The organism is Neobacillus kokaensis (assembly GCF_014656545.1).
Classification (GTDB): Bacteria; Bacillota; Bacilli; order Bacillales; family Cytobacillaceae; genus Neobacillus; species Neobacillus kokaensis.
In genome coordinates, this window is sequence record NZ_BNDS01000020.1 from 37,721 (window position 1) to 61,385 (window position 23,665).

Here is a 23,665-nt window from a genome sequence, read left to right on the forward strand (position 1 = left end):
TTGAACCAAGGGGAGAGACATGATGAAAATAGGGAAGCTATTTATTTTGCTGTTTGCGTTTATGCTTTTATTCCAAACATCCAACTTTGAGGCAGTGTCAGCCTCCGAGAATCACGACGAACTCTTCGTTTTGATCGGTGACAGCCTGATGAAGGCAAAAGCCAGAGATGTAGAAACTGTTGTGAAAAATATGGAGCAATTTGGACATGAATGGGCGACAATCAAAAAGAAAGACAGCCAGCAGGCAAAAAACGTGGACGAAGAACTAAAAAAGGTCCAAGGGCTGGTGGCGGATAAAAAGGTAAACAGCCAAGCATTGTCCAAAAGCCTATCGGCGCTGTCAAGTGCAGTAGTTTTATATGACCAGGAACAAAATCCTTTGGATAAGGAACAGGCGAAAGAAAAAGTGAAACAGCTGCTGCCGCTGATTGCCAATTTTAAAGATTCATTGGCAAAAGGGGATCGGGCTGTACTTAAGGCACGATACCAAGCAATCATGAATCAATGGACTGTGTTGGAAAAGGTGGTTCATGATGTGAGTATTGCCGCTTATGGGAATATCGAAAAATATAATGCACTTATTCGAATTGCGATTACACAAGAACCGGCCGATCTTGAAAAAGCAAATGTTAATGCCGACGAACTAAAGAAAGAAGTGGATAATTTCCTTGCCGGGAAAACTGCAAAGGGTGTAAAAGGGAACTACACTTTGACAGATGTTTCTGCTTTATTAAACAGTGCGGAAACAGCAGTTTCGGACAAGGATTTCCAAAAAGCAAGTACAGTCTTAAATGAAATTCTCAATATTTGGCCAATGGTTGAAGGCGACGTCCAAACAAGGGACAGCAAGCTGTACAATGATATCGAAACCAAAATTCCGGCTGCGATTAGTCTCTTAAACTCTAAAATGGTTGATACTGATAAGGCTGGAGAAATCCTAAAGGATCTTCAGTCAAGGCTTGTACCTTTAACGAGTAAGACTGATTATAGCTTGTGGGACGCCGCGCTTATTTTGCTTAGAGAAGGGTTAGAAGCGATTTTAATTGTGGGTACACTGATTGCTTTTCTAAAGAAAATGGGTCAGGCAAGCAAGCAAAAGTGGATATGGGCCGGGGTTGCAGCAGGGATCCTTGCCAGCGCGGTCCTCGCCGTTGTGATCAATCTTGTTTTTTCAAAAATTGTTGCTGCCTCCAGCCGTGAATATATTGAAGGAATTACAGGTGTTGTGGCCGTATTGATGATGCTGACGGTCGGGGCATGGCTTCATAATAAATCAAGCATTGGTAACTGGAATAAATATATCAACCAACAAATGCAGCAGGCAATTGCCAAAGGAAGTCTAATATCCTTTGCGTTTATTAGTTTCCTATCGGTATTTCGGGAAGGGGCCGAAACGATTATTTTTTATACTGGAATTACTCCGTATATCAGTTTACAGCAGCTGATAATCGGTGTGGTCTTAGCGATCGTCATTCTTGGCGTTGTAGGCTTTTTGATTATTCACTACAGTGTTAAGATTCCAATCCGTCTTTTCTTTAAGGCGGCAACGATTCTAATTTACCTTTTGGCCTTTAAAATTTTAGGAGTAAGCATCCATGCCCTGCAGATTTCAAATGTGCTATCTATGAGCACAGTACAGAGCCTGCCATATATTGATTGGATTGGAATGTACCCAACATGGGAAACCTTCTTAATTCAAATACTCCTGATTGCCATTATTTTGTTTATGACGTGGATGGTTAAAAAACGAGCGGCTGCCAAAAATGCGTAACCTTAAGGGTGTCAGGCACGATGTAAATTTTTCACATGGTGCCTGACACCCTTTTTTATACTATTCTCCGGACTTGTCTCATAACTTATAATGTAATTCTTTAATCAGTGAGACTACAGCAAAGGGAGAATCTAAAATTGGCAATTTATTATCGAGGTATTTTGTTTTTAGCCGTAACTGCATTTTTAGGAGAGGGAATTGAAGTATTAGTAAATATGATTCTTGCAAGGCAGCTGGGGTCGCATGGTTTGGGTTTGTATATGTCCATTTTGCCAACCATCTTCTTAATTGTCCTCATTTCCAGCTTTGAATTGCCGGTGTCGATCTCGAAGTTTATTGCTGAACGTGAGGAGCGCTACCATCGTAATATTTTGTATCACGCGATCTCGATTACGATTATTTTTACCTGTCTTTTATTAGTGATCGGGACCATGCTGCTGCCATTCATTCCCGTTTTCAATTCGTATCATCCCTATGTCCGCTGGCTTGTTATCATTCTGATTCCTGTTATTTCTTTTACATCGGTGGCCAGAGGCTATTTTATGGGCGGGCAGCAGATGGGGAAAATTGCAATCTCTAACTTTTTACGAAAAATTGTTCAGCTCGCAGTGCTTTTTGGGGTGTTTCGGTTATTCGAATTCAATGCGGAATCCTCGCTGCTCATCGCTATTGGAACATTAATTGGCAGTGAAATCGTTGTTTTTCTATATTTGGTTTTTATGTTCATTATCCAGTTCCAGCAGATGAAAAAACAGCCGTTTTCCAACATCAATAGAAAAATAGTGAGAAAGAATTTAATGGCAGTGTCGATTCCCACAACCGGCATGCGATTGTTTTCTGCTTTCACTGGTGCCATCCAGCCTTTCCTGATTAAGGCTGCCTTAGTACATTCCGGGGTTTCGGCTATGCAGGCAACAGAACAGTTCGGCATGCTGATGGGAGTAGCGATATCAATCGGCTTTTTCCCGGGATTTATTGCCCATTCGTTGTTAATTGTCCTGATTCCAGCCGTTTCTAAGATACATTCGGACCGGGATTTTTCCAGCCTGCAAAAAATACTTCAGCAGGTTATGGTTCTTACGCTTGGGTACGGAATTGTTGCCGTAGCTATCTTTTACTTTTTTGCACCTGAGTTGACTTCGTTATTTTTCAAATCGAATACATCCGCTATTTATTTGCAATTGCTCTGGCCGTTTTTCCTGTTTCATTACTTTGTGATGCCGCTGCAGGCGTTTATGATCGGTCTTGATATGATCAAAGAGGCCTTCATTCATATTATTTGGTCGACGGTAATTTCTTTTGGTCTTATTCTTTGGCTCGGCTCAATGCAGGAATGGCGGATGGATGGGGTCATTATCGGGATGAATACAGGGTCGGTCTTGTTAGCTTTAATGCATTATTTAACTATTTGTAAAAAAATCGGTGTCACGTTTTTCATGAAAGGTGTATTAACGAAAAAGGGAGCTTGAAAATTCAAGCTCCCTTTTGTGTTAGTCTCTGCTTCCCATAATCCCGAAAATACGCAGAATGCTGATGAATAGATTGATGAAGTCTAAATATAAGCTTAATGCCATCATTGGCACTTCTTCTGGTCTTACGCCGTAGTGTTTCATTCGGCTGATATCAAACAGAACGTAGCCGCTGAATACTAATACTCCGATAAAGGAGAAGGCAAGCATTCCGGTTGAACTAAGCTGAAAGAAGATGTTGAAAATTGAAATTGCCACTAATGCCAGCAAGGCAGCAAATAGGAATCCGCCTAAGAAGGAAAAGTTTCTCTTTGATTTCGCCGCATAAATAGATATCCCTGTAAATACAACCGTTGTAGTGGCAAAGGCCATTGCGACAACATTAGCACCTGCAGTTGAGGCGTAATAGGCGACAATCGGATACAAAGTTATCCCCGAGATAAACGTAAAGATATATAAGAACGAATAGGAAATCGCTTTTTTCCTTCTGAAAAATACAGCTGAGAAAATCATCACTAATTCTAGAATTGCTAATGGTAAAAATAAACTAGGCGGCACGTACACACCAGCCATGGTACCTAAGAAGGCGATGGCAAGTGAAAAGGCAAATGTCCGTAATACAGAAGGCATAAATTCAGACGATGTTTGTGTATTATACAATTTTCTTCACCTCATCAATAATGTCTTACATTAAGTTATACGAAGAAGTGGTCAAGATGTTTCACTTTTTCGTAAAATTTCTTTATCTTCTTTTAAAAGATCACGAATCTCAGCTAAAAGCACTTCCGTACGATCAGGAACTTCTTCAACGACAGCTTCTTCCTGTTCCTCTTTCTTTTTGAAACGGTTAAGGAATTTAATAACAATGAAAATGGAGAAGGCAATAATAAAGAAATCTACAACGTTTTGTATAAACAGACCGTATTTTATGTTTCCAAAGGCAAGTTTGGTAAAGTCGATATGACCTTTACCCACAATTAAGCCAATGATAGGCATAATAATATTATCCACCAGCGAGGAAACGATTTTACCAAAAGCAGCCCCGATGATTACCCCGACAGCGAGATCCATGACGTTACCCTTCACTGCAAATTGTTTAAATTCATTCCACATACAATGTACCTCCAACTTTACTTACATGAATCAAATTTTAACCATAGATAGGAGCATTTAGCAATAGTATTTTTACCCTAATGAAAAAAGAGCAGGCGGACCCGCTCTTTTTTTTATATTAAAATGCCCAGTTTCCGTTTCTAAAGACCGGCTCACTTGTTCCGTCAGCGGTAATTCCGTCAATATCCATATCAGCGGAACCAATCATAAAGTCAACATGTGTAATGCTTTCATTCAGGCCATTTTCCTTCAGTTCGTCGGAGGACATTTTCTTTCCGCCCTCGATACAGAAGGCATAGGCGCTGCCAATAGCCAAATGGTTTGAGGCATTTTCGTCAAACAATGTATTAAAGAAAAGAATGTTAGATTGTGAAATTGGCGAGTCATAAGGGACAAGCGCAACTTCACCCAGATAATGTGAACCTTCATCGGTTTCAACTAGATGTTTAAGAACTTCTTCGCCTTCCTCTGCTTTCACACCGACAATTTTTCCATTTTCAAATGTAATTGAAAAGCGGTCGATGATATTTCCGCCGTAGCTAAGCGGTTTCGTGCTGGCGACGGTTCCGTTGACACCTGTTTTAAGCGGCACAGTGAAAACTTCCTCAGTTGGCATATTGGCCATGAACTCAACACCGTTTTCATTGATGCTGCCGGCACCGACCCATAGGTGGCTTTTCGGAAGCTCAATTGTTAAATCAGTGCCGGGTGCTTTGTAATGCAGCTTAGCGTAACGTTTTTCATTTAAATAGTTAACCTTTTCATGAAGTGTTTCGTCATGCTTTTTCCAAGCTTCCACAGGATTATCAGTATCAACACGGACTGCTTTAAAAATAGCATCCCAGAGCATGGAGACCTGCTGATCGCTTTGCACGTCAGGGAAGACCTTGGCAGCCCAGGCTGGCGAAGCGGCAGCTACCACAGTCCAGCTGATTTTGTCTGATTGAATTGCTTGGCGAAACTTTGAGAGCGCTTTACCAGCAGCTTTATTAAAATTAGCAATTCGCTCATGATTTACCCCTTTTAATAAATCAGGACTGGAGGAAACAACTGACATGAAGGCGGCACCCTTTTTCACAAGCTCTTCCTGTTCTTTTGCACGCCATTCTGGATATTCATTGAAAGCCTCGTCAGGAGCTAAGTCATATTTTGTTTTAGACACAATATCATCGTTCCAGTTAACAATAACGTTCATCGCACCCGCTTCGTATGCTTTTTTTACCGCTAGGCGGACAAAATCTGCAGCATCTATTGCAGCGTTTATAACCAATACTTGTCCTTTCTGAACATTGACGCCTACCTTAACGGCAAGCTCTGCGTATTTTTCCAGGTTCATTTGAAAATCACTCATATGTATAATCTCCTTTTTCAAAATCTTCTTTTTATTATTGTAGCGGTTTTATTTGGAAAAATAAACCGAAAGCTATAGTAGAAAAAGGTATAAAAAAACAGTAAAGATATTGTCTTTACTGAAGTTTGCTGCCATATACTTTTAGATTGAAATAAACACCCGTGGAAAATAATACGATAAATGTAATTATGCCAGAAATTGAAGTTGGAGCCATGAATTGCGATAATTCCATTGATTCCACCGCCTATTAATTTGAAGTTGTTTATACTCTGATTATAGTACTAAAAGGTATAGTTGTGAACATTTTAGTACAATTTTGCGACAGGTTTTTGAACTTTTATGACTGGGTTTGATTTTCTTATCTAAACTCTGGAATAGCAAGAGGGAAATATATACTTTAAGTTTTTTTTTAAGCAGATTAGAAAGAAAAAGCAATGGTGACGCGCACATAGAGCTTAATGTTCCTTTGATAGAAGGCATTGGAATTTTCGGAATAACTGAATCCAATAGGGACGTATGTTATATTTAACTTATGGAAACTCGAAAGGATGTTTTAAATATGGCAAAAAGTGTTGTAATTGCTGAAAAGCCTTCTGTGGCACGTGATATTGCACGTGTGCTTAATTGTAATAAAAAAGGAAATGGGTACCTTGAAGGAAATAAATATATCGTTACGTGGGCACTAGGACATCTAGTCACCCTTGCTGATCCGGAAAATTACGATATGAAATATAAAACATGGAATTTAGAAGATCTGCCTATGATGCCTGAACGTTTGAAATTAACTGTAATTAAGCAGACTGGAAAACAGTTTAATGCTGTTAAGAGTCAACTGGTTAGAAATGATATCACAGAAATAATCGTGGCTACAGACGCAGGTAGAGAGGGGGAATTAGTTGCACGCTGGATTATTGATAAAGCAAAAGTTAATAAACCAATTAAACGTCTATGGATTTCTTCAGTTACCGATAAAGCGATTAAAGATGGTTTTGCCAACTTAAAGCCAGGCAAATCTTATGACAATTTATATGCATCAGCTGTCGCACGTTCAGAAGCTGACTGGTATATCGGACTAAATGCAACACGTGCATTAACAACCCGGTTCAATGCCCAATTAAACTGCGGTCGTGTTCAAACACCCACGGTTGCTATGATTGCCGCCCGTGAGGAAGAAATCAAAAACTTTAAAGCACAAACCTATTACGGCATCGAAGCCCAAACATCAGATAATTTAAAATTGACATGGCAGGATGCAAAGGGGAACAGCCGCAGCTTTGATAAAGAGAAAGTCGATGCGATTGTGAAAAAACTGGGCAAACAAAATGCCATTGTTACAGAAATAGAGAAAAAACAAAAGAAGTCATTTTCGCCAGGTCTTTACGATTTAACAGAACTACAGCGCGATGCAAATAAAATCTTTGGCTACTCTGCAAAGGAAACGTTAAATATTATGCAAAAACTGTACGAACAGCATAAAGTCTTAACGTATCCTCGTACAGATTCACGTTACCTTTCATCCGATATAGTGGGAACACTTCCGGAACGTTTGAGAGCATGTGGAATTGGAGAGTACCGTCCGTTAACCAATAAGATTTTAAGCAAGCCGATTAAAGCTTCGAAAGCATTTGTCGATGACAGCAAAGTATCGGATCACCACGCCATTATTCCTACAGAAGGTTATGTAAACTTGTCAGCCTTCACAGATAAGGAACGAAAAATTTATGACTTAGTAGTAAAACGATTCTTAGCCGTGTTATTTCCGGCATTTGAATATGAGCAATTAACACTTCGAGCAAAAATCGGTGATGAAAATTTTGTAGCGAAAGGAAAAACCATTTTATCGACCGGGTGGAAAGAAGTATACGAGAATCGATTTGAAGATGATGAGGCAGCCGATGACATCAAGGAACAGATTTTACCTCGCATCGAAAAAGGTGACACCTTAAATGTAAGACTAATCGCGCAAACATCAGGTCAAACCAATCCGCCTGCACGTTTTAATGAAGCAACATTACTTTCAGCAATGGAAAACCCAGTGAAATATATGGAAACAAAAAATAAACAACTGGCGGACACGTTAAAATCGACTGGTGGATTAGGTACTGTTGCTACACGTGCAGATATTATTGATAAGCTATTCAATTCATTCTTAATCGAAAAGCGTGGCAAAGACATTCACTTAACTTCTAAAGGGCGTCAATTGTTGGATTTAGTGCCTGAAGATCTTAAATCTCCAACTTTAACAGCCGAGTGGGAACAAAAGCTTGATCAAATCGCCCATGGTAAGTTGAAAAAAGAAGTGTTTATCAGCGAAATAAAAAACTATACAAAAGAAATCGTTGCTGAAATTAAAGCAAGTGATAAAAAATACAAACACGACAACATCTCTACAAAAAATTGTCCAGACTGTGGAAAACCAATGCTTGAAGTAAACGGAAAAAAAGGCAAAATGCTCGTGTGCCAAGATCGTGAATGCGGCCATCGTAAAAATGTCTCACGCACCACAAACGCACGCTGCCCACAATGCCATAAAAAACTAGAGCTTCGCGGTGAAGGCGAGGGTCAAATTTTCGTATGTAAATGTGGATATCGTGAAAAGCTATCTGCTTTCGAAGCACGCCGTAAAAAAGAATCTGTTGGTAAAGTGGATAAACGTACGGTGCAAAAGTATCTAAAAAACCAACAAAAAGATGAGGAACCATTGAATAATGCGTTGGCTGAAGCATTAAAAGGGTTGAAGTTTGATTAACACTATACAAAGGGGCAATTTATCAAAATGATGAATTGCCCCTTTGTTCAAATTGCCACTCTTCTTTACGGAAATAAAAATGCTTTCAACGAGGGCAATGGGAACAAAACTCACAAAGAAAGCGATCGGAATGTTTCCAATGAGGGTTATTGGCAACAAAACTCACGAAGAAAGCGGTCGGAATGTTTCCAATAAGGCTATTGGAAACAAAACTCACGAAGAAAGCGGCCGGAATGTTTCCAATGAGGGCTATTGGAAACAAAACTCACGAAGAAAGCGGCCGGAATGTTTCTAATGAAGGCAATTGGGAACAAATCTCACAAGAAAACGGCATTTAATCCCTTTCATTTATTATCCTGCTAAAGTGCTATTGTACTAAAATTCAGAAAATTACCTTGACATTATAGCTTTCCTTCTCATACAATAATTATCAAACCAATAATTTTTTGAATAGGTGATAGGACATGTTGCATCTCCTAAATTTTAATTTATTATCTGAAAACGGCAATAGAGAGGCTGGACTCCAAATCTGATGAGATTAGGAATCCAGCCTCTTTCTTTATTTTACTAAAGTGGTAGAGGAGTGGGATTAAATGATTACGTTAACAGGAAACAGCCTAACATTAGAAGAAATGAAGGAAGTATTATTTCGACAGCAAAAGGTGCGTGCATCAGAGGAGAGTATCAAGGCTGCTGCTAAGAGCCGTCAAGCCGTGGAAGAAATTGTTTCAGAAGAAAGAGTTGTATATGGCATTACAACAGGGTTTGGAAAATTTAGCGATGTACTTATTGATAAAGAAAATGTACAGGACCTACAATTAAACTTAATTCGTTCTCATGCCTGCGGTGTCGGTGAACCGTTCCCGGAGGTTGTTGCAAAGGCTATGGTGCTGCTTCGTGCGAATGCTTTATTAAAAGGATATTCCGGTATTCGCCCGGTGGTAATTGATATGCTCTTGGAGTTGGTAAATAAAGATATTATTCCGGTCATTCCTCAGCAAGGATCTCTTGGTGCAAGCGGGGACTTGGCTCCATTATCTCACTTAGCCTTAGTATTGATCGGCGAGGGCGAAGTTTTTTACAAAGGAGAGCGGATCGACGCTCACGAGGCCCTTCAGCAGGAGGGATTACTGCCGATTACGTTAGAGGCGAAAGAGGGTCTTGCGCTTATCAATGGCACACAGGCGATGACGGCCATGGGGGTTGTCGGCTATTTGGAGGCGGAACAGCTGGCATACGAAAGCGAGCTCATTGCTTCCATGACGATTGAAGGTTTGAACGGCATTATTGATGCGTTTGCTGAGGAAATTCAAACGGCGAGAGGGTATCAACAGCAAATCGATACGGCAGCAAGAATCCGCAAATATTTAAGTGACAGTTTATTAACGACACAGCAAGGGGAACTTAGGGTGCAGGATGCTTATTCACTGCGGTGTATTCCACAGGTTCATGGGGCTTCTTGGCAGGCCCTTGATTATGTGAAAGAAAAGCTGGAAATTGAAATCAATGCCGCAACTGATAACCCATTGATTTTTAAAGACGGACAAATGGTTATCTCCGGCGGGAATTTCCATGGCCAGCCGATTGCGTTTACGATGGATTTTATGAAAATTGCGGTAGCCGAGCTTGCCAATATTTCTGAAAGACGGATTGAACGGTTAGTAAATCCGCAATTAAATGATCTGCCGCCGTTTTTAAGTCCCCAGCCTGGGTTGCAATCCGGGGCGATGATTATGCAATATGCTGCTGCATCATTAGTTTCGGAAAATAAGACATTGGCTCATCCGGCAAGCGTGGATTCGATTCCATCTTCGGCTAACCAGGAAGATCACGTCAGCATGGGAACGATTGCGTCAAGACATGCCTATCAGATTATCCAAAATGCAAGGAGAGTCTTAGCAATCGAAATGATTTGTGCGATGCAGGCGGTCGAATACCGCGGTGTGGATAAAATGGCTTCTCAAACGAAGAATTTTTATACAAAAGGACGCGAACAGGTCGCATCTATTAAAAAGGATCGAATCTTCTCACAGGATATTGAAAAATTAGCACAATGGCTAAGAACCATTGAATTTTCTAAGTTCACTAGAAATTTGAGCTTAAATTAAAAAAAGCGGAAGAGTTCGTAAAAACCAACTGAATTTGCAGCTGTTTATTTGAGCTGAATAAATGAGAAAAAGGCGTGAAATTTCTCACGCCTTTTTAGTCTTTTTGTTCCGGCAGTAAGCGGGCAGTATCCCCGCGGGTTTCATCTTCCTCTACTCTATTTTTAAAGGCCTCCCGGGTCACCAGGAATTCCTCGTCCCCGAACTCTTCTTTAGAAGTTTTTTCCGCTGGCTGGCCGTGCTTAGGGAAATTTCCAGGATGATTTTTGTTTTTATGGTTAAAATGTTCTCCACGTGCCAAAGTCAACACTCCTTTCGTTATCAACAGTAGCATTCCCTATCATGGAGAAATGATTACCGAAAAATTTTGACATTGACTTTTTCACGAGAAGCAAATTTTTGTTATAATGGGAGTAATGGTTATAAAGGAGGACTGAACACATGGATATGTTTCAGATTATCTCAGAAGACCGTATTAAAAAAGCTTACGAGGACAGCGAGTTTGACAACCTCCCAGGGTATGGTAAACCAATGAAGCTGGAGGATCTAGCGGGTATTCCTGAAGAATTGCGAATGGCCTATAAATTGCTGAAAAATGCAGGGTATACTCAGGAGGAAAGCGGCTTACGTCAGGAATTGATGACAATTGAAGACTTAATCAATAAATGTGACGACAGCAAGGAACGGGCAAATCTGAAAAAAAGGCTGAATGAAAAACTTCTCCGCTATAATCAGCTGATGTCAAAGCGCAGAAAAACAACAAACTCGTCCATTTTTAAAAACTATGAAGTGAAGATACAAAACAAGCTAAAATAAAAAAAGCTGTGCGATTAAGAGTGTATTTTAGAATCAACATCACTCTTCGCCAGCTTTTTCTTCATGATTAGAGGGCTTGCACATCTTATCCAGCATGAATCCTGCAAAAACGATAAAGGCAATAGGAATCGAAAAATTTAGCACATGAACAACTGTCATTCAAATTCACCACCAATTATTAGAAAATTTATAATATTAGGTATAATGTGTGTTGATTATATTATATGCTTTTTGTCACAGAATAGACAAATTTTTTAAGTATAATGGAAGATAATTTTTCAATATTTATGAAAAACGAAGAAAGTTTCGACGATAAACTTTCTTTATTTTTTATTGAACCAATGAGATTAACTGGCATTTTGTAGAATTTTGGTAAAATTTGATGGAAAAAGTAGTTAGAAAATTAAAAAGGTGTGACAAAATATAACACTCAGATAAAAAAGGACTAGATATAATGAACTTACTGATAAATGAATGAGCAAATAGTCCCAACATTGTTAGGTTTAGGGTGTAGTACTGAGGCAATATCACGCAGAAAAAGGCAAACCTGTTGAAAGATAGGGACGCAAAGCCGAGGATCTAAGGTAAGTGATGCTTACTATGATGGCCGGGTTACCTGGAATACATAAAGTATTTTAGGGGTGAAACGAGTGATTGTACAGGAAAGAGTGGTCGGGGTAATGGATGAAGAATGGCTGGAACTTATATGTGAGGCAAAAATGTTAGGATTATCAATAGAAGAAGTTCAGACCTTTCTAAATCAGAAGGAACAAAAAGATAACTCGTGAGTACATAAAAATTAAAAAGCATTCTGCAATTTATGCAGGATGCTTTTTTCGGTGCGGCATTTTTGAATATTTATTGATTTCCTTGGTTATTACGCCATTTATTAAACTCTAGAAATTCACGAAATTGCTCCTTGGAAACTCCAGAATTCATAGCTTCCTTAACTAAATTCATCCAATCATAATCTAACTCGGTTTTATCTACTTGTTCATGAATTAAATGTTCAACAGAAATATTCAAAACATGAGCTATTTTTTCAAGAAATTGGATGGAAGGATTTTGCTGTAAATTTCTTTCAAGTGAACTTAAATAAGATTTTGCTACGCCGGCTTGTTCAGCTAGTTCGGATAGTGACATTTTCTTTTCTGAGCGGAATTTTTTTACGCGGTCACCAATCATTTGTCTCACACACCTATAAATAGTATATTTACGTTCATTTTACCAAAAAGAATGAGAAAGTACCATATTAAGAACAAAAAACAATTTTGAAAAATAGACTCGATAAGGTTAATATTAATAGTGTTCACTGAAATGAATCGAGGATATTTACTTGTAAGCCAGTTTTCGCTGCAAATGAGCTTGCACGAGTTGCGGTATTCTTGTATCCGAGATAAAAAATAGTTAATACATACATAAAATAAATAAAAAAGGAAGGGGACTCTGTGCAATGATTGTTCTGAAATCACAACGCGAAATTGAAGCGATGAAAAAGGCTGGTGAAATTCTAGCGGCCTGCCATAAAGAAATTGCAAAAATGATTAAACCTGGAGTTACAACGTGGGAGATAGATCAATTTGTAGAGAAATTCTTAAGCGAACATAATGCAGCTCCCGAGCAAAAAGGATATAAAGGCTATGAATATGCAACATGCGCTAGTATCAATGATGAAATATGCCATGGATTTCCGCGGAAAGAGCCTTTAAAAGAAGGTGAAATTGTAACGATTGATATGGTTGTCAATTATAATGGAGCACTGGCAGATTCTGCTTGGTCTTATGCAGTCGGCGAGGTATCAAAAGAAGTTGATCATTTATTAAATGTAACAAAAGAAGCTCTTTATAAAGGGATTGAACAAGCTGTGGCTGGTAACCGCATCGGAGACATCGGTCATGCAATTCAGGCATATGTCGAAGGGGAAGGCCTTTCTGTTGTTCGGGACTTTATTGGACACGGAATTGGTACGGTCATCCACGAAAAACCGGATGTACCGCATTACGGCCTGCCTGGAAAAGGCACTCGGATTAAAGAAGGCATGGTGTTTACAATTGAACCGATGGTGAACATTGGCATGCATTATACAAAAATGGATAACAACGGCTGGACAGCCAGAACTGTTGATGGCACTTACTCTGCACAATACGAACACACTATTGCCATCACCAAAGACGGCCCAGTAATACTAACGGACCAAGATGGATAAAAAACAAAAGTGGCCCCTTGTGAATTTTCACATGGGGCCCTTTTGAATTTTTTTATTTTTTCCTCAAGTTTCCTAATTCTTCTACCAAGGCTTGCATTTCATTTGGGCTGAAGGAGTTTTTTCTGAGAACCATTTCGTAAATTTCTTTTAACTCTTCATACATTTCCTCGTCAAAGTGTGAGGGCTTGATGGCTCCTAGGTTTAAGACTCTTAATTTTTCTTTTATTGTTTCAATCATAAATTCAACATTTTCTACTGTTTTTTGTGATAAATCCATGTACATCCACCCCTTCAAGCTAATAGTTTCATCTTTTCACGATAACCCTATTCTGTCAATACAAACCTTTTGACTAAAGCCATATAGGTAAAAGAGAGGACTTGCATCGTGAGACAGTATCAAGCAAAATAAATAGTAAGACCATGTTTGATTGAGGAAAGGAAAGGGTACATATGACAAAGAAAAATCTTTTTTGGAAGGGAATGCTTCTTGGCGCTCTTGCTGGCGGTGCAGTTAGTTTATTGGATAAATATACCCGTCAAGTAATGAAGGAGAACGTTCAAAAGACTTCAAGCAAGGTGTATGAAACGGTTCGCCATCCAGGAGAAACAGTGGCAAAAATAAAAACAACGATTAAACAGGTAAGTGAAGAGTTTTCCTATCTAGCTGAAAAAGTGGATGAAATTCGTGAATTAACACCGCAAGTAACTGAAATGCTAAAGGAAACAAAGGATACCTTCAAAAAGAGCAATGACGATGAGTTAATGGAGGAACTACTTGTAGAAAAAGTAACTAATTATTAAAAAGGAGAGGTGATGATGGGGAATAAAGGGAATGTTCGCTCCTCTTTAATACGCTTGCTTTGGCATCGGATTAGTGAAGATGATCTTCCGGGGTTAAGCGCGCAGCTTGCTTATTATTTTCTTCTTTCACTTTTCCCGCTTCTGATTGTGCTATTTACGTTGATTCCTTATATCCCAATTCCTCAGCAGGACATGCTGGGAATCATTCGGGAATTTGCTCCAGTAGATGCAATGCAGTTTATTGAAAAAACCATCAATGAAATCATGAGACATCGCAGCGGGGGCTTGCTCTCATTTGGTATTATCGGTACCATTTGGTCGGCATCGAACGGGATAAATGCGATTGTGAGGGCATTTAATAAGGCCTATAATGTCCCGGAAAGCAGATCATTCCTTGTCGCAAGAGGGATGGCCATTCTTCTAACGTTTGGAATGATCTTTATTTTTTTATTAGCCCTTATTTTACCGATATTCGGCCGGGAAATCGGCCAATTTATTTTTTCGCAATTTGGCTATTCCAAATTATTTCTTAAACTGTGGAATACTCTTAGCGTTGTTGTGAGTGCGATCATCTTGTTTGTTGTTTTCACGGGTTTGTACTGGATTGCACCGAATGTGAAGTTTCGCTGTCGCAGCGCTTTTCCTGGGGCAGCCTTTGCGACCTTTGGCTGGATTGTTTCTTCGCTTGGCTTTTCTTTTTATGTTGGAAACTTTAGTAATTATTCGGTTACTTACGGAAGTATTGGAGCAATTATTGTGTTAATGATCTGGCTGTACATTTCCGCCTTTATTATCATTCTTGGCGGAGAAATAAATGCTTTTTATAGTGAAAAATACCGTAACAATTGCTAATAGTTACCTTTATGAAAATGTTTTATCTGTTCAAACTAGACGTAGGGCCTAGTTGATGCAAATGCAGGGGCCCCACCATATTGAGGGAGGGTTGAACAGTGACGAAACATACGAAAAAAGATGGCGGTACGAAACAAAAAGGAAAAGGCAGCAAGGGAAATAAGACGTCCGGATCTGCAAACGGCTCTAACGGATATCACTAACCGTATAAATGGCGAAAAAACCGGGTTTAGTTACCCGGTTTTTTAAATGTCTATCTATTTATGTGGTCTTATGATTTCAATAACCGCAAGCTATTAAGTATTACTAGGATGGTGCTTCCTTCATGGCCGATGACTCCGAATGGCAGGTCGATGAACTGGAAGAAATTGGAACAGATTAACACCATAATGACAGAGATAGAGAAAATGACATTTTGCTTGATGATTCTGTTCATCCGCTGCGAAAGTCTTACGGCTTCAGCAATTCGCGGAAGGTCATTTTTCATTAGAACGATGTCAGCCGTTTCAAGAGCGACATCCGTTCCTTCTCCCATGGCAATCCCGACATTCGCAACAGCGAGCGCCGGCGCATCGTTAATGCCATCCCCCACCATCGCTACCGTTTCATATTTTGATTTCAGTTCTTTAAGATGGTCCACCTTTGTTTCAGGCAGGCATTCGGCGAAAAACTCATCAACGTGGCTTTCTGCGGCAATCGCCCGGGCTGTTTTTTCACTGTCGCCAGTTAACATGACGGTCTTAATTCCTTGTTTTTTCAGTTGGTCAATAGCGACCTTTGTCTCCTCACGAACTACATCCTTGAGGGCAAACATGGCACTCAAAGTACCATTAATTTCAATAAAGACGAGGGTATTTCCCTGGCCAGCAAGTTCTTTTGCTTTTCCATCTGCAAAATGGTCAACGTCTTTGCCGACAAAAGCAGCTTTCCCAATTTTCCATTGTTCACCGTTGATTTCAGCTTTAATTCCCCAGCCCGGAACATCTTCAAGCGAGTCGGGATGGAAAAGCTCCTTTTTAAGTGATTGTTTAGCATATTTGACAATCGCTTGTGCAAGGGGATGATTCGAGTGACTTTCAATCGAAGCGGCTTTCCATACTAAGCTTTCTTGGTCAAGACCTTTCTTTATGACGATTTCGGTCACTTCCGGTTTTCCTTTTGTCAGTGTGCCGGTTTTATCGAAAGCAATGGCGCCTAAATGGCTTAAATTCTCTAAATGGACACCGCCTTTAAACAAAATTCCATGGCGGGCACCATTTGAAATTGCCGACAGGGTGGCGGGCATAATCGATGCTACAAGGGCACAGGGAGAAGCGACAACTAATAGAATCATTGCTCGATAAAATGATTCATGCCAGCTCCATCCTAATAAAAAATGCGGCAGGAAAAACATCGCGATTACTATTAGAAGGACGACCTTTACGTAAGTTCCTTCAAAACGTTCAATAAAAAGCTGTGACGGTGATTTTTCACTTTGGGCTGATTGCACAAGCTGAATGATTTTTTGAAACAATGTATCACCGCTAGCCTTTGTCACTTGAACTGTGATTGACCCTGTCAAATTGACGGTCCCAGCAAAGACTTCTTCCTCGTTCCCTTTAGAAACCGGCATCGACTCGCCTGTTATCGCAGCTTCATCAATATTCGTGTAACCCTTTATAATCTTCCCATCAGATGGTACCCGTTCTCCGGGTTTAATCAAAATATGGTCTCCAACACGGAGCTCAGAGACTGGTACTCGTTTTTCTATTCCGTTAACGAAAAGGAGTGCTTCTTCCGGCTGTAACTCCATTAAGGAGGAAATTTCCTTATGGCTTTTATTCATCGTATAGGTTTCCAAGGCGCCGCTGACCGCAAAAATAAAGATCAATATAGCTCCCTCTGTCCAGTAACCGATAATGGCAGAGCCAATTGCTGCAAAAATCATCAGCATTTCTACGTTTAATTCTTTATTTTCATAGGTGGCTTCAATTCCTTCTTTTGCCTTGGCAAAGCCGCCAATTACAAATGCAAGTAAATAGGCAATTATGGAATCTGCACCTTGACCATTTTTATCGAACAGCCATCCAGCAATAATAAACACACCGCTTAAACCTGCAGCAATCAGCTCGGCATGCGGTTTTATTTTATCTAATAAGCTAACCTTTTGAATCCCTTTTGACAGGGACTTTGCTTCAGAACCCATTTGTATCCCCTCCTTGAATCAGATTATAGCGCAATAAACTTTGCTAGTCAATTTTAATTGATAAAATTTATATCTAATTGAGAATGATATTCATAAATATTTATTGATAATGTTTGATATAGAGCGTAAGTTCATTGAATATAATCGAGAATCATTATTAATTAAAATTATTTTTAACAATGTGCAATTGATAAGAATAATCAACCTCACTCCCCTTAAAAAACACGAAAGCTGTCATCAAGTGATGACAGCAAAATTCTTAAATGATCTATTTGTATTTAATTTTATTCTACCACACATTGTATGGGGAAGGTATCAAATTGTTACTTAAATCGAGCTTTCTTAGTTGGACTGAAGCTGAGGTCTTTTTCCAAAAATAAAAATAATAAATGAAAGAGATAGAAGAATAGTACTAATAATATAAAAGAAACTTATATTTTGCAGGTATGTGATAAAAATGCCTCCGATGATTGGACCGCAAAGGCTCCCAAGGCTGAAAAAAATGCCGCATAATAAATTTCCTGTCGGCAGCAGGCTTTTTGGCAGTAAATCCGTCATGAAGCTGATTCCAAGCGAAAAGGTTGAGCCAACGAGCATTCCGGAAACGAGGAGGGTTACGAATAGACCAATTGTAGAATGTTCTAAAAAACTTGCTGCCGTAAAACTGCAGAATCCGAAAAAAAGAACAGTCATCAGTACTTTTCTCCTGCCTAATTGATCGCTCAACACTCCTAAAGGAAGCTGTGTGATAATGCTGCCAATCGCAAAAGCTGATAAAACTAGAGAGACGGTTGAAACATTCATATTTATTCTTAATGCATAAACGGGAAAGCTGCCATTTAGGGAAGATTCCAAAAAGCCATAGCCTAATGCTGGTAAAAAGGCTATCCATCCATATTTTAAGGCTTTACTAAACTGCATGAAAGCAGCTAAAAAAGAATTAACGTTTACCACTTGTTCAGGCTGTTCATTTTTTAACGTAAACACAAATACCCAGCCGATTAAGCAAAGAATCGAGGAGACTATAAAGGGTAGTGCTTCATTAATATTAACAAGAGGGGTCATCAATGGTCCCGATGCAAAGCCAATTCCAAAAAATAAACCATATAACGATATATTACGGCCTCTCTTTTCTGCTGGGGAGAACGAGGTAATCCAAGTCTGGGTGGCGAAATGCAGGGCATGGTCACCGATTCCAATCAGCATCCTTAAAATAAACCAGAACCAAAACGATTTCCAAAGGGGGAACATCGCAAGCGAGGCCACTACAAGTCCGCCGCCAACAATAATGACTGGTTTGTATCCATATTTTCTAAGAGGCAGCTCCATGAATGGAGAAACAAGTAAAATCCCAATATAAAGAGCTATAGCATTCAAACCGTTTAACGACGATGACACACCACCTTTTTCAAAAATGACGGCAATCAATGGCAGCAGCATTCCTTGGGAAAAACCAGAAATGGCGACAAGAGAGACAAGAATCCATAAAAGAAAATGATTTTGTTTCATGTAAGTTTTCCTCATTTGTAAAATATTCCTTAAATGATGGTAGCGGGAATATTAATTTTTTGCAAGGAAAATGTTGTTTTAGAATTTATATTAGTGGTAATGTTTTTTTGTAGTAAAAGTGGGGAAAGAGAAATAGAAAGAAATAGATTCTGGAGGTAAAGTTTGTGACAAATAAAATCTTTATGATGTTGACCTTTATTGGAGTACCTGTCTCCATTATTGGGACTTTCATGCACTGGCCAAGCATTATTTTATTTATTCTATACTGCTTAACGATTATTGCGTTATCCAGCTACATGGGCAGAGCTACGGAAAGCTTAGCGATTGTGGCGGGACCAAGAATAGGTGGTTTGTTAAATGCAACGTTCGGAAATGCCGTTGAGCTGATTATTTCTGTTTTTGCGTTAAAGGCAGGCTTAGTAGGAGTTGTTCTTGCTTCATTAACAGGTTCTGTGTTGGGAAATCTTCTGCTGGTTGCAGGACTTTCTTTCTTTGTCGGCGGGTTGAAATATAAGCGGCAGAAATTTAATGTATTCGATGCCCGGCATAATTCGGGATTGTTGATGTTTGCTATCATTGTGGCCTTTGTGATCCCTGAAGTATTTTCTACGGATATGAACGAAACAAAGAAATTATCATTAAGTACTGGGATTTCCATTACTCTTATTTTGCTTTATTTAGCTGCATTATTTTTCAAATTGGTCACACATCGAGGGGTATACCAGAGTGACACCTCATCAGAGCATCATGATGAGGAGCCGGAATGGGGAAAAGGAAGAGCGATCGCCGTCTTGTTGATTGCAACTCTTGCCGTTGCTTTTATTTCCGAGCACCTTGTCCATACGTTTGAATATGTTGCAGAATCATTTGGCTGGTCGGAGCTGTTTATCGGGGTCATAATCGTTGCAATTGTAGGGAATGCAGCTGAGCACGCATCTGCTGTCTTAATGGCTTATAAGAATAAAATGGATGTCGCGGTTGAAATTGCCATCGGCTCCACCCTGCAGGTTGCAATGTTTGTTGCTCCTGTTCTCGTTCTATTATCATTATTATTTGAAAAATCAATGCCGCTGATTTTCACCTGGCAGGAGCTCACGGCCATGGCATCATCCGTCCTCCTAATGGTTGTCATCTCTAACGATGGTGAAACCAACTGGTTCGAAGGCCTTACTTTACTCGCCGCCTATGTCATCATGGGAATCGGCTTCTATTTGCTGTAATGGGGATGGTTAACGGTATCAGGCACCATGTGAAAATTTCACATGGTGCCTGACACCAATTGAAGCAACAAAAAAAGACTCTACCTTCTTTTATGAGGTTTTATGAGGTTTAGAGTCTTTTTTGTTATTTACTTCCATGTACTTTGTTTTTCATTTTTCGTCCTATGATAGGGTAAACCATCAATCGCTTTACTATGGGACCATCAATCACCAACCTTCATGTTTTAGTTGTACGCAAGACAAACACGAGTGTTGACTGTCATATTAGAGAGAATCCCAACCTCCTTATGAATATGGATATGGTTAGCCGATTGATTGCAGCCCTCCTTTTTGAAAAGTTAAGTTTATTATAAAACTTAATTAGAATTTTGTAAATGTTCAGATTATTACAATTGTATTACAATTTGTTGACGCTTTCAAAAGGCTGTTTACTTAATTATTACTTCTTTTCTTAAAATAATTTCAAAACCGATAATAGAATGGATAATATTAATCAACTCCGAAAAAACTACTATCAGACTGATTTACGTTTAGTACTGAAAGGAGTTTAACTTAGTGAGAAAATTAATCTCTGTCCTTATGACTTTGCTATTAATGGTTTTGATGGTACCAAGTGCCTTCGCCGAAAAAAACCCGTCAGGCCCACCGAAAATGGAGCCGGCAAAATATCAAATTCCTTCCTCTGTTAGGAGTATTACGAAGGAAAACACCTATCCGAATTCAACACAGGATCTGCCATATTTGCAGCCAAGTGAGTTAACGAAAAAATTGATTAACTCATCTAATGTAAAAATTGAGAATCCTGATTTAATCCGCATGTTGAATGAATCAAGTATTAACAGTACCCCTTTTGCGGTGGGCTATCGTGCAATCGTCTATCTTGGGCAGTGGGCATTAAACTATGAGTCATCTGAGACTTCACCGAATTGGGAATATCAAAAAATCAATACGAATTATTATGACAATCGGGGCGGCAATACACCATACCGAATTAAATATGTTCAGGAGTCGCAAAAGATTGTAAGAGGGGGTCTTACATCTAAAATTACGAACGCTGAAGAAGTGAAAAAAATGATGCTGCTAAAGGCAATGAAAAAGACCAATCTTCCTTTATCTTTTGATACGGTTATTGGTGCCGGCACGAAAAATGATCATTTTTACAATATTCCTGCAAAGCGATTAGGCTATCTTTACGCATATGCCCCTGCAATTAGTGAGAAGGGGAAGGTTACGTATGGCGAAGTTTACTTAATGCTGAAAGGCAATCGCAAATTCATTGTTATCAAAAATGTCACGTCACAAGGAATAGGGGCATGGATTCCGGTACAGGACTACGTTTCGTTTGGCTTTGTTGCATCAGAGCGGCCAAGATAAATTAAGGGGACGGTTTTTCTATTTCATTAATAATTAGGCAGCCTATAAGTAATCATTGCCAAAGAACAGAAAATTAGATAGGATAAAACGGTAATGAAAGGAGCGAATGAAATGGGAAGCCCTACCTATGATAAAAATACTCAAGTGAGCTTTTTAAAGCAGCGTTTAAATATGTTTATTGACGTATTGGATGCAATCGATCCGGAAGAGACGGATCTTGAAGATATTGACCGATTAATTTCTATTCTTGATGAAATGGAATCAAAATGTCGCGAATTTAATAATCGTGAAACGGAAGAGTCTGTTTAATAAGCAGGCTCTTTTTTGTGGGCAATTTTTATAATAAGATTTTTTCCGCATACTACCATGTAATCGATTGCAACCTTAGCCTTTAAATCTGGTGCTTATAGGAGTATAATTAAAGCCGTCGAATAGTTATAAAAATTAAAATAGATATGAAGGACAAGGGAAAGGGGAACAAGAAACGTGAATATCGTAAAATTTGAAGAAAGCATGTACAAGCTGGTTGTTGAAACCTCTACAAAGCTTCCTAAAGACGTTCGCCGTGCTGTAAAGTCGGCTAAAGAAAAAGAAAATGCCGGCACCAGAGCAGCAATGAGCCTTGCAACCATTACAAACAACATCGCCATGGCAGACGAACAAGTGTCACCAATCTGTCAGGACACAGGTCTGCCAACTTTCAAAATTAAAACTCCTGTCGGCGTAAACCAAATTGAGTTAAAGGCTGCCATCAAAAATGCGATTGTTCAAGCAACAAAAGACGGGAAATTGCGTCCTAATGCTGTTGATTCATTAACAGGCAAAAACAGCGGCGACAACCTTGGCGACGGTCTTCCAGTTGTAAAATTTGAACAATGGGAAAAAGACTATATTGATGTTAAGTTAATTTTAAAAGGCGGCGGCTGTGAAAACAAAAACATTCAGTACAGCCTGCCATGTGAATTAGAAGGACTAGGACGTGCAGGTCGTGACCTAGACGGGATCCGCAAATGTATTATGCACTCCGTTTATCAAGCACAAGGACAAGGCTGCTCAGCCGGATTCATCGGCGTCGGCATTGGCGGCGACCGTTCTTCTGGCTATGATTTAGCAAAAGAACAATTATTCCGTTCAGTTGAAGATTTGAATCCAAATGAAGACCTTCGCAAGCTTGAAGAATACGTAATGGAAAATGCCAATAAGCTTGGTATCGGTACAATGGGCTTCGGTGGTGAAGCTACTTTGCTAGGCTGTAAAATTGGCGTAATGCACCGTATTCCTGCTAGCTTCTATGTGTCTGTTGCTTACAACTGCTGGGCATTCCGCCGTATGGGTGTTTCAGTTGATCCACAAAATGGTGAAATAATCGAATGGGCATATCAAGATGGTGAGTTCATTGATTTTGCCGCTGGCGAGGCTGAAAAAGAAGTTGCCGCTGCTAGTGCATCTGATGATGTTATCTCACTTCAAGCACCAATTACTGAAGAGCAAATTCGCCAATTGAAAGTCGGAGACGTAGTTGAAATCAATGGTCTAATGTATACTGGCCGCGACGCGATCCACAAATATTTAATGGACAATGAAGCACCGGTTGATTTAAACGGTCAAGTTATCTACCACTGCGGTCCGGTTATGCTGAAGGATGAAGAGGGTCAATGGCATGTAAAGGCTGCAGGCCCTACAACAAGTATCCGTGAGGAGCCTTATCAAGGTGATATCATGAAGAAATTCGGTATCCGCGCTGTTATCGGTAAAGGCGGCATGGGTCCGAAGACTCTTTCAGCATTGCAAGAGCACGGCGGCGTCTATTTGAACGCTATTGGCGGGGCTGCACAATATTATGCTGACTGTATCAAATCTGTCGAAGGTGTTGATTTAACCGAATTCGGTATTCCAGAAGCAATGTGGCACTTACGTGTAGAAGGCTTCCGTGCTGTTGTTACAATGGACTCCCACGGAAACAGTCTGCATGCAGATGTAGACAAATCTTCTTTAGAAAAATTAGCACAATTCAAGGAACCGGTTTTTAAATAAGTTGTAATGTAGTTGGGATAGACTCGCTTTGGGGCGGGTCTATTTATTTTTCTAGAAGGAATATATAAATTGTTTACGCTAAGGGTAATCCATTTTGTTCCAATTTTTGT

22 protein-coding genes and 1 riboswitch are annotated in these 23,665 nt (G+C 39.6%); of the genes, 14 read left to right on the top strand and 8 right to left on the bottom strand.

Annotated features, from left to right (window positions below; translation table 11 throughout):
* The first annotated feature begins 19 nt into the window (after positions 1-19).
* Both IE222_RS18970 and IE222_RS18975 read left to right on the top strand, forming a co-directional pair.
* Complete coding sequence (locus tag IE222_RS18970) at positions 20-1,771, top strand: FTR1 family iron permease (protein WP_191275559.1); 1,752 nt, start codon at positions 20-22, stop codon at positions 1,769-1,771.
* 137 nt (positions 1,772-1,908) lie between these two features.
* Positions 1,909-3,240 (top strand): oligosaccharide flippase family protein, encoded by a 1,332-nt coding sequence (locus tag IE222_RS18975; protein ID WP_191275561.1) that lies wholly within the window; start codon positions 1,909-1,911, stop codon positions 3,238-3,240.
* Positions 3,241-3,261: 21 nt separating this feature from the next.
* On the opposite strand, the gene IE222_RS18980 is transcribed toward IE222_RS18975, so the two are convergent.
* The 3 genes from IE222_RS18980 to IE222_RS18990 all read right to left on the bottom strand — a co-directional run bounded on the left by IE222_RS18980 (position 3,262) and on the right by IE222_RS18990 (position 5,704).
* Positions 3,262-3,900 carry a Bax inhibitor-1/YccA family protein gene (locus IE222_RS18980; protein WP_223282809.1) on the bottom strand — a complete coding sequence of 213 codons (639 nt, stop codon included), beginning with the start codon at positions 3,898-3,900 and terminating at the stop codon, positions 3,262-3,264.
* 51 nt (positions 3,901-3,951) lie between these two features.
* Complete coding sequence (mscL, locus tag IE222_RS18985; RefSeq protein WP_191275563.1) at positions 3,952-4,353, bottom strand: large conductance mechanosensitive channel protein MscL; 402 nt, start codon at positions 4,351-4,353, stop codon at positions 3,952-3,954.
* Positions 4,354-4,471: 118 nt separating this feature from the next.
* Positions 4,472-5,704, bottom strand: coding sequence for an aminopeptidase (locus IE222_RS18990; protein WP_191275565.1), 1,233 nt, complete (start codon positions 5,702-5,704; stop codon positions 4,472-4,474).
* Positions 5,705-6,263: 559 nt separating this feature from the next.
* On the opposite strand from IE222_RS18990, the gene IE222_RS18995 reads away from it, so the two are divergent.
* The 3 genes from IE222_RS18995 (at position 6,264) to hutH (ending at position 10,561) form a co-directional block, all read left to right on the top strand.
* Positions 6,264-8,453, top strand: coding sequence for a DNA topoisomerase III (locus IE222_RS18995; RefSeq protein WP_191275567.1), 2,190 nt, complete (start codon positions 6,264-6,266; stop codon positions 8,451-8,453).
* 149 nt (positions 8,454-8,602) lie between these two features.
* Entirely contained in the window at positions 8,603-8,791 is a 189-nt protein-coding gene (locus IE222_RS19000) for a hypothetical protein (RefSeq protein WP_223282810.1), read from the top strand.
* A gap of 255 nt (positions 8,792-9,046) precedes the next feature.
* The gene (gene hutH, locus IE222_RS19005; protein WP_191275571.1) at positions 9,047-10,561 is read left to right on the top strand and encodes a histidine ammonia-lyase; all 1,515 of its coding nucleotides are present in this window, start codon (positions 9,047-9,049) and stop codon (positions 10,559-10,561) included.
* Between the two features lie 94 nt (positions 10,562-10,655).
* Here hutH and IE222_RS19010 read toward each other — a convergent pair whose 3' ends face one another.
* Positions 10,656-10,859, bottom strand: a complete 204-nt coding sequence (locus IE222_RS19010) for a hypothetical protein (protein ID WP_191275573.1) — start codon at positions 10,857-10,859, stop codon at positions 10,656-10,658.
* Positions 10,860-10,999: 140 nt separating this feature from the next.
* Between IE222_RS19010 and IE222_RS19015 the strand changes: the two genes are divergently transcribed.
* Positions 11,000-11,374, top strand: a complete 375-nt coding sequence (locus tag IE222_RS19015) for a DnaJ family domain-containing protein (RefSeq protein ID WP_191275575.1) — start codon at positions 11,000-11,002, stop codon at positions 11,372-11,374.
* A 530-nt stretch (positions 11,375-11,904) separates the two neighbouring features.
* Positions 11,905-11,994: riboswitch (cyclic di-GMP riboswitch) on the top strand.
* A gap of 30 nt (positions 11,995-12,024) precedes the next feature.
* Positions 12,025-12,162 (top strand): DNA-binding anti-repressor SinI, encoded by a 138-nt coding sequence (sinI, locus tag IE222_RS19020; protein ID WP_308435613.1) that lies wholly within the window; start codon positions 12,025-12,027, stop codon positions 12,160-12,162.
* Positions 12,163-12,232: 70 nt separating this feature from the next.
* On the opposite strand, the gene IE222_RS19025 is transcribed toward sinI, so the two are convergent.
* Complete coding sequence (locus tag IE222_RS19025; protein WP_191275576.1) at positions 12,233-12,559, bottom strand: helix-turn-helix domain-containing protein; 327 nt, start codon at positions 12,557-12,559, stop codon at positions 12,233-12,235.
* A gap of 268 nt (positions 12,560-12,827) precedes the next feature.
* On the opposite strand from IE222_RS19025, the gene map reads away from it, so the two are divergent.
* A complete protein-coding gene (map, locus tag IE222_RS19030; RefSeq protein WP_191275578.1) occupies positions 12,828-13,580 on the top strand; it encodes a type I methionyl aminopeptidase in 753 nt (250 codons plus the stop codon).
* Between the two features lie 52 nt (positions 13,581-13,632).
* On the opposite strand, the gene IE222_RS19035 is transcribed toward map, so the two are convergent.
* Positions 13,633-13,857: a DUF1128 domain-containing protein gene (locus IE222_RS19035; protein WP_191275580.1), complete on the bottom strand. Its 225-nt coding sequence runs from the start codon at positions 13,855-13,857 to the stop codon at positions 13,633-13,635.
* 173 nt (positions 13,858-14,030) lie between these two features.
* On the opposite strand from IE222_RS19035, the gene IE222_RS19040 reads away from it, so the two are divergent.
* Positions 14,031-14,381: a YtxH domain-containing protein gene (locus IE222_RS19040; RefSeq protein WP_191275582.1), complete on the top strand. Its 351-nt coding sequence runs from the start codon at positions 14,031-14,033 to the stop codon at positions 14,379-14,381.
* A 15-nt stretch (positions 14,382-14,396) separates the two neighbouring features.
* On the top strand, positions 14,397-15,233 hold the full coding sequence (locus IE222_RS19045; RefSeq protein ID WP_191275584.1) for a YihY/virulence factor BrkB family protein: 837 nt from the start codon (positions 14,397-14,399) through the stop codon (positions 15,231-15,233).
* A 271-nt stretch (positions 15,234-15,504) separates the two neighbouring features.
* Here IE222_RS19045 and IE222_RS19050 read toward each other — a convergent pair whose 3' ends face one another.
* Entirely contained in the window at positions 15,505-17,418 is a 1,914-nt protein-coding gene (locus IE222_RS19050) for a heavy metal translocating P-type ATPase (protein WP_191275586.1), read from the bottom strand.
* A gap of 342 nt (positions 17,419-17,760) precedes the next feature.
* Positions 17,761-18,927, bottom strand: coding sequence for an MFS transporter (locus IE222_RS19055; protein WP_240009786.1), 1,167 nt, complete (start codon positions 18,925-18,927; stop codon positions 17,761-17,763).
* A 182-nt stretch (positions 18,928-19,109) separates the two neighbouring features.
* Between IE222_RS19055 and cax the strand changes: the two genes are divergently transcribed.
* From cax to IE222_RS19075, 4 genes are all read left to right on the top strand, one after another.
* On the top strand, positions 19,110-20,147 hold the full coding sequence (gene cax, locus IE222_RS19060) for a calcium/proton exchanger (protein ID WP_191275629.1): 1,038 nt from the start codon (positions 19,110-19,112) through the stop codon (positions 20,145-20,147).
* A 651-nt stretch (positions 20,148-20,798) separates the two neighbouring features.
* Positions 20,799-21,521: a YfkD famly protein gene (locus tag IE222_RS19065; protein WP_370465068.1), complete on the top strand. Its 723-nt coding sequence runs from the start codon at positions 20,799-20,801 to the stop codon at positions 21,519-21,521.
* A gap of 111 nt (positions 21,522-21,632) precedes the next feature.
* Positions 21,633-21,830 (top strand): SE1561 family protein, encoded by a 198-nt coding sequence (locus tag IE222_RS19070; RefSeq protein WP_191275631.1) that lies wholly within the window; start codon positions 21,633-21,635, stop codon positions 21,828-21,830.
* A 183-nt stretch (positions 21,831-22,013) separates the two neighbouring features.
* Complete coding sequence (locus tag IE222_RS19075; RefSeq protein ID WP_191275632.1) at positions 22,014-23,555, top strand: fumarate hydratase; 1,542 nt, start codon at positions 22,014-22,016, stop codon at positions 23,553-23,555.
* Positions 23,556-23,665: the final 110 nt, after the last annotated feature.

What these genes read in the sequence shown, in the direction of transcription:
- IE222_RS18970 (WP_191275559.1), top strand. Translation starts at nt 20, where the DNA reads ATGATGAAAATAGGGAAGCTATTTATTTTGCTGTTTGCGTTTATGCTT.
- mscL (WP_191275563.1), bottom strand. Translation starts at nt 4,353, where the DNA reads ATGTGGAATGAATTTAAACAATTTGCAGTGAAGGGTAACGTCATGGAT.
- IE222_RS18990 (WP_191275565.1), bottom strand. Translation starts at nt 5,704, where the DNA reads ATGAGTGATTTTCAAATGAACCTGGAAAAATACGCAGAGCTTGCCGTT.
- IE222_RS18995 (WP_191275567.1), top strand. Translation starts at nt 6,264, where the DNA reads ATGGCAAAAAGTGTTGTAATTGCTGAAAAGCCTTCTGTGGCACGTGAT.
- hutH (WP_191275571.1), top strand. Translation starts at nt 9,047, where the DNA reads ATGATTACGTTAACAGGAAACAGCCTAACATTAGAAGAAATGAAGGAA.
- IE222_RS19015 (WP_191275575.1), top strand. Translation starts at nt 11,000, where the DNA reads ATGGATATGTTTCAGATTATCTCAGAAGACCGTATTAAAAAAGCTTAC.
- IE222_RS19025 (WP_191275576.1), bottom strand. Translation starts at nt 12,559, where the DNA reads ATGATTGGTGACCGCGTAAAAAAATTCCGCTCAGAAAAGAAAATGTCA.
- map (WP_191275578.1), top strand. Translation starts at nt 12,828, where the DNA reads ATGATTGTTCTGAAATCACAACGCGAAATTGAAGCGATGAAAAAGGCT.
- IE222_RS19035 (WP_191275580.1), bottom strand. Translation starts at nt 13,857, where the DNA reads ATGGATTTATCACAAAAAACAGTAGAAAATGTTGAATTTATGATTGAA.
- IE222_RS19040 (WP_191275582.1), top strand. Translation starts at nt 14,031, where the DNA reads ATGACAAAGAAAAATCTTTTTTGGAAGGGAATGCTTCTTGGCGCTCTT.
- IE222_RS19045 (WP_191275584.1), top strand. Translation starts at nt 14,397, where the DNA reads ATGGGGAATAAAGGGAATGTTCGCTCCTCTTTAATACGCTTGCTTTGG.
- IE222_RS19050 (WP_191275586.1), bottom strand. Translation starts at nt 17,418, where the DNA reads ATGGGTTCTGAAGCAAAGTCCCTGTCAAAAGGGATTCAAAAGGTTAGC.
- IE222_RS19055 (WP_240009786.1), bottom strand. Translation starts at nt 18,927, where the DNA reads ATGAAACAAAATCATTTTCTTTTATGGATTCTTGTCTCTCTTGTCGCC.
- cax (WP_191275629.1), top strand. Translation starts at nt 19,110, where the DNA reads ATGATGTTGACCTTTATTGGAGTACCTGTCTCCATTATTGGGACTTTC.
- IE222_RS19065 (WP_370465068.1), top strand. Translation starts at nt 20,799, where the DNA reads ATGGAGCCGGCAAAATATCAAATTCCTTCCTCTGTTAGGAGTATTACG.
- IE222_RS19070 (WP_191275631.1), top strand. Translation starts at nt 21,633, where the DNA reads ATGGGAAGCCCTACCTATGATAAAAATACTCAAGTGAGCTTTTTAAAG.